The organism is Colidextribacter sp. OB.20 (assembly GCF_009911595.1).
Taxonomy (GTDB): domain Bacteria; phylum Bacillota; class Clostridia; order Oscillospirales; family Oscillospiraceae; genus Lawsonibacter.
Map to the genome: position 1 here is coordinate 18,363 of NZ_QWKG01000059.1, position 9,694 is coordinate 28,056.

Annotated in this window: 9 protein-coding genes; 1 reads left to right on the forward strand and 8 read right to left on the reverse strand. The window is 64.0% G+C overall.

Going from position 1 to position 9,694, the window contains the following annotated elements; all coding sequences use genetic code 11:
• Nucleotides 1-68: 68 nt before the first annotated feature.
• A complete protein-coding gene (locus D1641_RS14060) occupies nt 69-1,187 on the forward strand; it encodes a DHHW family protein (protein WP_160666758.1) in 1,119 nt (372 codons plus the stop codon).
• Between the two features lie 36 nt (nt 1,188-1,223).
• Here D1641_RS14060 and D1641_RS14065 read toward each other — a convergent pair whose 3' ends face one another.
• The 8 genes from D1641_RS14065 to D1641_RS14100 form a co-directional block, all read right to left on the reverse strand.
• Nucleotides 1,224-2,525 carry a shikimate kinase gene (locus tag D1641_RS14065; protein WP_160666760.1) on the reverse strand — a complete coding sequence of 434 codons (1,302 nt, stop codon included), beginning with the start codon at nt 2,523-2,525 and terminating at the stop codon, nt 1,224-1,226.
• Nucleotides 2,526-2,528: 3 nt separating this feature from the next.
• Nucleotides 2,529-3,665, reverse strand: coding sequence for a bifunctional chorismate mutase/prephenate dehydratase (locus tag D1641_RS14070; protein WP_160666762.1), 1,137 nt, complete (start codon nt 3,663-3,665; stop codon nt 2,529-2,531).
• Nucleotides 3,652-4,743 (reverse strand): chorismate synthase, encoded by a 1,092-nt coding sequence (aroC, locus tag D1641_RS14075; protein WP_160666764.1) that lies wholly within the window; start codon nt 4,741-4,743, stop codon nt 3,652-3,654. The genes D1641_RS14070 and aroC overlap by 14 nt, the downstream gene beginning before the upstream one ends.
• Nucleotides 4,733-5,959 carry a 3-phosphoshikimate 1-carboxyvinyltransferase gene (aroA, locus tag D1641_RS14080; RefSeq protein ID WP_160666766.1) on the reverse strand — a complete coding sequence of 409 codons (1,227 nt, stop codon included), beginning with the start codon at nt 5,957-5,959 and terminating at the stop codon, nt 4,733-4,735. Before aroA ends, aroC begins: the two co-directional genes overlap by 11 nt.
• The gene (gene aroB, locus D1641_RS14085; protein WP_160666768.1) at nt 5,956-7,038 is read right to left on the reverse strand and encodes a 3-dehydroquinate synthase; all 1,083 of its coding nucleotides are present in this window, start codon (nt 7,036-7,038) and stop codon (nt 5,956-5,958) included. Before aroB ends, aroA begins: the two co-directional genes overlap by 4 nt.
• A gap of 115 nt (nt 7,039-7,153) precedes the next feature.
• Nucleotides 7,154-7,990 carry a prephenate dehydrogenase gene (locus D1641_RS14090; protein WP_160666770.1) on the reverse strand — a complete coding sequence of 279 codons (837 nt, stop codon included), beginning with the start codon at nt 7,988-7,990 and terminating at the stop codon, nt 7,154-7,156.
• A 3-nt stretch (nt 7,991-7,993) separates the two neighbouring features.
• A complete protein-coding gene (gene aroF, locus D1641_RS14095; RefSeq protein ID WP_160666772.1) occupies nt 7,994-9,007 on the reverse strand; it encodes a 3-deoxy-7-phosphoheptulonate synthase in 1,014 nt (337 codons plus the stop codon).
• Between the two features lie 327 nt (nt 9,008-9,334).
• Nucleotides 9,335-9,694: hypothetical protein (locus D1641_RS14100; protein ID WP_160666774.1), on the reverse strand; the 360-nt coding region annotated here is incomplete at its 5' end.

Below are 9,694 nucleotides of genomic sequence, written 5' to 3' on the forward strand. Positions count from 1 at the left end.
CCGCCCCGTTCCTCTCCGCACACTAAGCGGGGCGGCACAGAGGCCGCCCCCTACAAGGAGGTCTCTCCATGTCCAAAAAATTCAGTGTTTTTCTCACCGTCCTGTTCTGCGCCTTCATCAGCTGCATGTCGGCGGTCAGCCTGCTGCTGCCCGACAAGGACTTCCTTCCCCTGGAGAACCGCTACCCCCAAAAGCCCCCCAAGCTGTCGCTGGAGGCCCTGGGCAGCGGCAAATTCATGGAGGAGGCGGAGAACTATGTCTCCGACCACATTGTGGGCCGGGACTTCTGGGTGGCCGCCAAAGCCTGGAGCGAGCGTCTGTCCGGCAAGAAGGAGAACAACGGCGTATATTTCGCCGCCCAGAACTCCCTCATCAGCCGGGTGGACACCCCCGACCCGGCGGAGCTGGACAAGAAGATGGGCTATGTGGACGCTCTGGCGGGCAACGTGCCCGTTCCGGTGTACTTTGGTCTGATCCCCTCCGCCGCAGAAATTTGGCAGGACCGCCTCCCAAAGGGGGCCCCCACGGCGGACGAGAAGGGCATCATCGACAGGCTGTACTTCTCCACCGGAGCCGCCACCGTGGACCTGTACAGGGCCCTCGCCCCCCACAGCGGGGAGGACATCTACTACCGCACCGACCACCACTGGACCAGCCTGGGGGCCTTCTACGGGGCCAACGCCCTCCTGGAGGCCATGGGCATGGAGACCCTGGAGCTGGGTGATTATCAGAAAAACACCGTTACCGACCAGTTTTACGGCACTCTGTTCTCCTCCTCCGGGGTGCGCTGGCTGCCCCCGGACTCCATTGACACCTATGTTCCGGACCAGGGGCTCAAGGTGACCGCCTACCCCAAGGGGATGCCCGAGGAGGGTTCCCTCTATGTGGACAGCTTCCTGGAGGTCAAGAACAAATACGCCTACTTCCTGGGGGGCAACCAGCCCCTGTGTATCATCGAGACGGAGCACACCGAAGCCCCTAAGCTGCTCCTGATCCGGGACTCCTACTCCGACTCTCTGGCCCCCTTCCTCACGGAGCGCTTTTCGGAAATCCACCTCTTTGACCTGCGCTACAATATGAACAGCATCAAGGGCTATGTGGAGGACAACAGCATCGACGCCGTGGTGGTGCTCTACTCCTTCCCCAATTTCTCCTCTGACGACTACCTGTCCCTCCTGGGCAGATAAAGCAATACCCGCCTGCTTCCAGCAGGCGGGTATTATTTACTGGTTTTGGAAATCATCCCAAATCAGGGCGGCAGTCTCCTCCAGCGGCACACTGTTGTCAATCACCACATCGGCGGCGGCGGAGTACAGGGGTCTCCGGGCCCGGTACATCTCCTCCAGACTTCCGCCCTGGGAAAGAGGCCGGCCGTCGGTGGGCAGCAGGGCCAGCTTCCGCCGCAGGAAATAGACCCGCCCCGTGCGGCGCATGGCCCGGCGGTTTTCCTCCCGCAGGACGGCCCCGCCGCCGGTGGCGATAACCTGGCCGCCCCGGGCGCAGGCCTCGGCCAGCACCTGGCTCTCCAGCTCCCGGAAGGCCCCCTCCCCGTCCTGGGCAAAGATGTCGGGGATGGGCTTGCCCGCCCGGCGGACGATCTCCCCGTCCAGGTCCACGAAGGGCTTTCCGGAGCGCTTTGCCAGCGCCCGGCCCACCGAGCTCTTGCCGCAGCCGGGCATCCCCACCAGGACGATGTTGGTCCGGTTATGCCAGAGCCGAGCGATGATCTTCTCGGTCTCCTCCGCAGGGACAGAGCGGTCAAAAAACAGCTCCTCCGCCCGCACCGCCTGGGCCACCAGCATGGGCAGGCCCCCGGTCCAGCGGATGCGCCGCCGGGCCTCCTCCGGCGACAGACCGCGGCTTATATCCTCCTGCCAGCCCGGGTCCGCCCGGTTCAGTTCCTCCGCCTGGAGGAGCAGATCGGTCCGGCCGGGATTGTAGACGACATCAGCCACCGCCTCCAGGCTGGGCAGGCAGGTCAAATCCACCGGCTGGCCGTCCATGTTGGGCCACATGCCTACGGGGGTGGTGTTGATCAAGACCTCTGCGTCCCCGTGGCGCTCCGCCAGATTCCCGTAGTTGTCCGGGCCCGAGCGGGAGATCACCACGACCTCCCGTGCCCCCTTCCGCCTTGCGGCAGCCTGGGCGGTGAGAGAGGCCCCCCCGCTGCCCAGCACGACCACCTTTTTCCCCACAAGGGAGATGCGCGCCCGGTGGAGCATGTACACAAAGCCGTCGATATCGGTGTTGTAGCCGCAGAGCTTCCCGCCCCGGCGCACGATGGTGTTCACGCTGCCGATGGCCTTTGCGCCCTCGTCGATGACATCGCAGAAGGCCATCACGTCCCGCTTGTAGGGGATGGTGACGTTCAGCCCACCGATATCCTCCCGCCGGAGAAAGGAGCCCAGCTCCTCCGGCTCCAGCTCGATGAGGCAGTAATCCTCACAGCCCAGGGCCTGGTGGATAGGGACCGACCAGCTGTGGCCCAGCTTTCGCCCCAGCAGGCCGTAGATTTTCTCTCCCATGGCTCACACTTCCGCGTAGTTGCCCAAAAACTGGAACTGGGCGCAGGAGCGCTCCATCTCCTCCAGCATGGCCCGGACGCTGGGGTCCTTCACGCTGGCCTCCAGCTCCAGGAAAAAGACGAACTCAAAGTCGCTCCCCGCCACCGGGCACGACTCCAGCTTGGTCATGTCCACATCCAGGGCGGCCAGCTTGGACAGCACCTCATACAGAGCGCCCGGCTTGTTGTTCAGGGCGATAATCAGGCTGATCTTATTGGCTCCGGCATAAATGGTGGGCTCCCTGGTGACGCAGATGAAGCGGGTGTAGTTGTTGTCGCTGTCCTGGATGGCGCTGTTGACGCACTCCAGGCCGTAGAGCTCGGCGCAGGCGTGGGAGGAGATGGCGGCGGCATGGCGGTTCCCGCTCTCGGCCACCAGCTTGGCCGCCAGGGCGGTGTTGCCGCAGGGGATCACCTTCACATCCTTCAGCCCGCCCAGGAATTTGGAGCACTGGCCGATGGCCTGCTCGTGGGAGTAAATCTCGGTGATCTCCTCCTGCTTCACCCCGGGCAGGGCCAGCAGCTCGTGGCGGATGCACAGCCGGGTGGACCGGACCACCGACAGGTCGTGCTCCTGGAGGAGCTGATACACCGCCCGGACCGAGCCGTTGGAGCTGTTTTCGATGGGCAGGACCCCGAACCTGCACAGCCCGGACTCCACGGCGGACACCACCGCCCCAAAGCTCTTCACATAGACGATGCTTCCCCGGGGGAGCAGCCGGTCGCAGGCCACCTGAGAGTTGGCCCCCTCCACCCCCTGGCAGGCCACCATGCCCGTCTGGGGGAACACCTCGCTGTTTTTTTCCAGGGCGGCCTTGATCCGCCGGGCCACCTTGGTGGGGGCGGAGATCAGCTCCGCCTGCCGGGACCGGGCCAGCTCAAAGAGGGTGGAGTACAGGTGGTAGGCGTAGCGCTCCTTGTCCCCCGCCTTCTGGGTGACCTTGGCCAGAATCTCCCGCTCCCGGGCCTTGTTCAAAATGGGCAGCTTGTGCTCGTTTTTGTAGGCGGCCACCGCCTCGCTCAGCTCCATGCGCTCCAGGAAGAGGGCCAGCAGCTGGTCGTCTACCGCGTCAATTTTGGTGCGAATCTCAGAAAGTTCCATGATTTCCCTCCAACAGTAAGTCTAACAGTACGGCGGCGGTCACCGCCTCCACCACCGGGACCGCCCGGTGGGCGATGCAGGGGTCGTGACGGCCGTGGATTTGCAAGTCTGTATTTCTTATCGCGGACAAGCTGACGGTTTTCTGTATCTGTCCGATGGACGGGGTGGGCTTGAACGCCGCCCGCAGGATGACAGGCATCCCTGTGGCAATCCCCCCCAGGATGCCCCCGGCGTGGTTGGTCGTGGTGACGACCCTGCCGTCCTCCACCGCAAAGGCGTCGTTGTTCTGGGAGCCGTGGAGATAGGGGGCAGTGAAGCCCTCGCCGAACTCCACCCCCTTGACGGCGGGGATGCCGAACAGTGCTGCCGCCAGGCGGTTCTCCACCCCGTCGAACATGGGGTCCCCCAGGCCGGGAGGGACGCCGATGGCGGCGCACTCGACAACGCCCCCCACCGAGTCCAGCTCCTGTCTGGCCCGCTCAATCAGCTTTTGCATGAGCTCACCGTTCTTATCGTTCAGCACAGGGAAGGGCTTCGCGGCGACGGCCTCAAACAGCTCCGGGGCGGGGCAGTCCGGAAGGGGGGCGTCCAGATAGCCCCCCACGGACCACAGGTGGGCTCCCACGTAAATCCCCCGCCGGGCCAGAATCTGTTTGGCGATCCCCCCGGCGATGCACAGGGGCGCCGTCAGCCGGCCGGAGAAGTGGCCGCCCCCCCGCATGTCGGCATGCCCCTTCCACTTCACCCAGGCGGTGTAGTCGGCGTGGCCGGGCCGGGGCTTGTCGGCCAGCTCCGCATAGTCGCCGGAGTGCTGGTCGCTGTTCCGGATGACGGCGCACAGGGGCGCGCCGCAGGTTTTTCCGTCCAGCAGACCGGAGAGAAACTCGGGCACGTCCCCCTCCTTCCGGGCGGTGGACAGGGGGCTCTTCCCCGGCCTGCGCCGGTCCAGAAAGCGCTGGAGCTCCTCCAGGTCGATCTCCTCCCCGGCGGGCAGGCCGTCGATGTTGACCCCGATGGCCGTCCCGTGGGACTGTCCAAAGACGGACACCTTTAAAATCTTGCCAAACTCAGAGGACATCGAAAATACCTCCCAACCGCTTGTACTCCTCCCAGAAATTGGGGTAGGATTTTTGCACGCATTCCGCCCCCAGCAGGGTGACGGGCTCTTTACAGCGGGTGGCGGCAATGGCCGCCATCATGGCGATGCGGTGGTCGTTGCAGCAGTCCACCGTCACGCCGCCTGTCAGGCTGTCCCGGCCTGTGATCTTGAGGAAGTCCAGCCCCTCCTCCACCTGAGCCCCCAGGGCGTTGAGCACCTGGGTCACAGAGGCCAGCCGGTCGCTCTCCTTGATGCGCAGGCGAGCTGCGCCGCTCATATAGGTGGTGTAACCCTCCCGCAGCGCTGCCATAGCCGCCAGGGGGGGGACCAGGTCGGGGCAGTCGGAGACGGGAAAGCCCATGTTTTTTGGTTTTTCCAATCTTCGATAGAACCAACCCAATTTCCGGTCGCCCTGGCATGAATACTTCGGCATACCGGAAATATCTACCGGATTACCCAGAAATCTTGCGGCATACCAGAACGCGGCTTGTGACCAGTCCGCTTCCACAGTGAGGTCGCAGGGCTGATAGGTTTGCCCGCCGGGGACAATCCAGCCGGTGTCCTGTTCTTCTGCGATAATTCCAAACTTTTCCAGTGCATTCTCCGTCATAATGACATATCCGGCACTCTCCAGGGGGGAGGTAAGGACGATCTCGCTGTCCCCCGCCAGCAGGGGCAGGGCGTAGAGCAGTCCGGTGACGAACTGGCTGGACACGTTGCCTGGGAGACGGTACTCCCCGGGAGTCAGCTCCCCCCGAAGGGTGAGGCCCCCGTCCTTTTGTTCATAGGAGATGCCCTTCTCGTCGAAAATGTCGAAGTAGGGCTTCTGGGGCCGCTCCATCAGCCGGCCCCGGCCGGTGAACACGCCTCCGTTTTCCAGCGTCAGCGCAATGGGGATCATGAAGCGGAGGGTGGAGCCGGATTCCCCGCAGTCGAGGCAGGGCAGCCCGGCGGGATCCCACTCCCTGTGCCAGACCCCACTGACGTACAGGGTGTCCCCCTCCTGTTTCCACGTACCACCCAGGGCGCTGACACACCGCAGGGTGGCCTCAATGTCCTGGGAGAGGGCGATATTATGAATGATGCTGGTCTCGTTGGTCAGCGCCGCGGCCAGTATGGCCCGGTGGGCCATCGACTTGCTGGGGGGCGGGGTGACGGTCCCCTCCAGAGGACCGGGGGTGATGCGGATGTTCATTCCAGCGCCCACCCCGCTTCGATAACGGATTGCAGCTCGGTCACAGGGATAGTTTTCAGCTCACAGCGGCCGATCTTGCAGGGCACCACGATGGTGATGGAGTCCCCCGCCCGCTTTTTATCGGACAGGGCGGCTTTCGCCAGGGCCTCAGGGGGATACTCTGTGGAAGAGGGCAGTCCAAGCGTCTCCACAGCGCTCTCGATGCGTCCCTCCTCAAAGACCTGCTTTGCCTCATCCGTCAGCCACCCCAGGTTCTCTGTGGCCCGGGCCATGATGGCCAGTCCCGCCGCCACGGCGTGGCCGTGGGGGATGGTGAAATCACTGCACTTCTCGATGGCGTGGCCGATGGTGTGGCCCAGGTTGAGCAGCTTCCGCTCCCCCTGCTCCTTTTCGTCCCGCTCCACGACCCCAGCCTTGAACGCCACGCACTGGGCGATGATCTCCTCCAGCTCAGACACGCTCAGTCCTGACTCCATGTGGGCGAACAGCTCCTCGCTGCACAGCACCGCCGTCTTGAGCGCCTCCGCCACCCCGTCCGCAAAGACTTTGGGGGGCAGGGTCTTGAGGCAGTCGGTGTCGCAGATGACGGCGGAGGGCTGGAGAAAGGCTCCGGCCAGGTTTTTCCCGGCGGACAGGTCGATGGCCGTCTTGCCCCCCACGGAGGAGTCCACCGCCGAGAGCAGGGTGGTGGGCAGTTGGACGTATTTCACCCCCCGGAGGTACAGCGCGGCGGCCAGCCCCGCCATGTCCCCGGTGACGCCGCCGCCCAGGGCGGCCACGCAGTCGGTGCGGGTGAGCTGCTCCTCCGCCAGGAACTCCAGGATCTTGGACAGGGTGTCGAAATTCTTGCTCCCCTCCCCGGCGGGGAAGGCGTAGGTGCTGACCTGGAAGCCCGTAGCCTCCAGGCTGGACTTTACCGTCTCCAGGTACAGGGGGGCCACGTTGCTGTCGGTGACTACCGCCATATGGCACAGGGGCAGAACCTCCTTCAGCCGCTGGCCGCACTCCTTTAACAGGCCGGGACCGATGGTCACGTCGTACTCCGGCCGGGTGTGGACGTGGATAGTCTGGATGGACATATTGGGACGCTCCTTTTTATGATTTGTGTGTAGGGCGCGACGACTCGGCGCGCCGTTTTATGTGCATTGGTCAACGGGCGGCGCGCCGGGGTCGTCGCGCCCTACAGTGGTTCAATCAATTCCCCCCGGCGGTGGCCTTCAGCTCCCGGCCCTCCCTGAGCAGGTCGTGAAGGCGTCGGGCGTCTCTGGCCTCCAAGGCCTCCCGGTACTCCTCCAGGTGGCCGATGAGGACCCCCAGCTCCCCGGTGAGGAAGTCCGCGTCATCCAGGAACAGCTCGGTCCACATGTCCTCGTCCAGCCGGGCCACCCGGGTCATGTCCTTGAAGCTCCCGGCGGAGAAGCCCCGGCGGCGCTGGGCCTCGGGGGACTTGACATAGGCGCTGGACACGATGTGGGCCAGCTGGGAGGTGAAGGCGATAATCCGGTCGTGCTCCTCCGGCTGGGAGAAGGTGAGCCGGGCAAAGCCCAGGTCCAGGAAGAAGGCCTGGAGGGTCTCCAGCAGCTTCATGTCGGTGCGCTTGTCCGGGGTGAGGATCATGGAGGCCCCCACATACAGGTCGTCGGCGGAGGAGGTAAAGCCCCCCCGCTCCCTGCCCGCCATGGGGTGGCCGCCGATATAGGCGAAGCCGTGCTCCTCGGCGATGGGGGCGATCTGCTCCACCACCACCCGCTTCACGCCGCACAGGTCCACCAGAATGGCGGACCTGGAAATCCGAGGGGCGTGCTCCCTCACCCAGTCCACCGCCGCCTGAGGCCGGATCGCAACCAAAATCAGGTCGCACCGGGGCAGGGTCTCCCCGTCCAGCGGGCCGTCGATGGCCCCGCACATCCGGGCCAGCAGCATGGTCTCCTGGTCCAGATCGACGCCGTATACGGTGTGGCCGGTGCGGTTTTTGATGCTCTTGGCCATAGAGCCCCCCATCAGGCCCAGGCCCACAATCCCTACCCTCATCCCTCAGCCCTCCCGGGTCTTCAGCCAGTCGTGGAGGGCCAGCAGCTTTTTTGCCAGGGGGTCGAAGGCATCTGGCTTCAGGGACTGGGGGCCGTCGCACAGGGCGTGGGCGGGGTCGTTGTGGACCTCGATCTGCAGTCCGTCCGCTCCGATAGCCACCGCCCCCATCGCCAGAGGCTCCACCAGCCAGTATTTTCCGGTGGCGTGGCTGGGGTCGATGATGACGGGCAGGTGGGTCAGCTTGCGCAGGACAGGTATGGCCGCCAGGTCCAGGGTGTTGCGGGTGTAGCTCTCGAAGGTGCGGATGCCCCGCTCGCAGAGGATGACGTTCTCGTTCCCCCCGGCCATGACATATTCAGCGCTCATGAGCCACTCCTCATAGGTGGCGGACATGCCCCGTTTAATCATTACAGGTTTATCCTGGTGGCCCACCGCCTTTAAAAGGTCGAAGTTCTGCATGTTCCGGGCGCCGATCTGAATGACGTCAACGTCCTTGAACAGAGGCAGCTGGGTGATATCCATCAGCTCGGTGACAATGGGCAGGCCGGTCTCCGCCCGGGCGGCCTTCAGATACTCCAGGCCGGTCTCCCCCAGGCCCTGGAAGGAGTATGGGGAGGTGCGGGGCTTAAAGGCGCCCCCCCGGAGCATGGTGGCCCCGCTGGCCTTGACGGCCTTGGCGATAGCCACCACCTGCTCCTCGCTCTCCACCGAGCAGGGGCCGGCCATAATGGTGAGATTTCCCCCGCCAATCTGGGTGTCCCGCACCTTCACCACCGTATCCTCCGGGTGGAATTTCCGGTTGGCGTTCTTATAGGGCTCCTGGACCCGCTTCACGTCCTCCACAATATCCAGGGCGGCAATCAGGTCCATATCCAGCTTGGATGTATCCCCCACCAGGCCCAGGATGGTACTGCCCTCGCCCACGCTGGCGTGGACGACGATCCCCTTCTCCTGGAGCCAGGAGATCAGGCTGTCCAACTGGTCCCGGTTGTGGTCATGCTTCAGAATGACTATCATAAAAAATATCCTCCCTTAAATTTCACCCACGATACAAAAAGACCCGCAGCCGGTTCGGCCGCGGGTCGTCATGTACGGATGGTTTTTCAGACCAAGGTCACACGCCCTTATTTTTCAGCCAAACCAGAACAAGCCTTACCTCCAAAAAAGTAGGTAAAGCAAAAGGTAAAGTAGCTGTATTCGGCTGTGTAAGCGATACGAGCCATGGTAAGTTCTCCTTGATTCTTTAAAGCTGTAAAAAGCATACCACTTTGCCCGGGAAAAGTGAATCGTTAACTCCCATAAAATATCGTTTTATTTTTGTATTTTTTTGTCATTTTCGTTAATTCAGCAGTTCAGCTCCTCCGGGGGAACCCCCAGCAGCAGCAGGGCTCCGGCGGCGGCCAGGGCGGGCAGCTCCTCCTCCCCCGGCTCCAGGCGCAGGGGGAACTCCTGCCGCTCCACCACCCGGCCGTCCACTGTCACCAGCTCCCGCTGGAGGGCGGCCCAGAGGGTGCCTCCCTCCCGGCTGGAGATGGTCAGGCTGTCCCGGGGAGAGGCCCCGTAGCTGACGGCGCTGGCCGCCTGGGGAGGCGTCCCTCTCATTCCGCCGGGCAGCAGCGCCGTGCGGCACTGGCGGGGCAGGGGAACCCCCCGGGCTGCCGCCTGGGGAGACACCACCAGCAGCGCCGGATGGCCCTCGCTGGC

Bases quoted from the DNA above. Each gene is read 5' to 3' on its own strand.
- D1641_RS14060 (WP_160666758.1), top strand. From the start codon at position 69: ATGTCCAAAAAATTCAGTGTTTTTCTCACCGTCCTGTTCTGCGCCTTC.
- D1641_RS14065 (WP_160666760.1), bottom strand. From the start codon at position 2,525: ATGGGAGAGAAAATCTACGGCCTGCTGGGGCGAAAGCTGGGCCACAGC.
- D1641_RS14070 (WP_160666762.1), bottom strand. From the start codon at position 3,665: ATGGAACTTTCTGAGATTCGCACCAAAATTGACGCGGTAGACGACCAG.
- aroC (WP_160666764.1), bottom strand. From the start codon at position 4,743: ATGTCCTCTGAGTTTGGCAAGATTTTAAAGGTGTCCGTCTTTGGACAG.
- aroA (WP_160666766.1), bottom strand. From the start codon at position 5,959: ATGAACATCCGCATCACCCCCGGTCCTCTGGAGGGGACCGTCACCCCG.
- aroB (WP_160666768.1), bottom strand. From the start codon at position 7,038: ATGTCCATCCAGACTATCCACGTCCACACCCGGCCGGAGTACGACGTG.
- D1641_RS14090 (WP_160666770.1), bottom strand. From the start codon at position 7,990: ATGAGGGTAGGGATTGTGGGCCTGGGCCTGATGGGGGGCTCTATGGCC.
- aroF (WP_160666772.1), bottom strand. From the start codon at position 9,007: ATGATAGTCATTCTGAAGCATGACCACAACCGGGACCAGTTGGACAGC.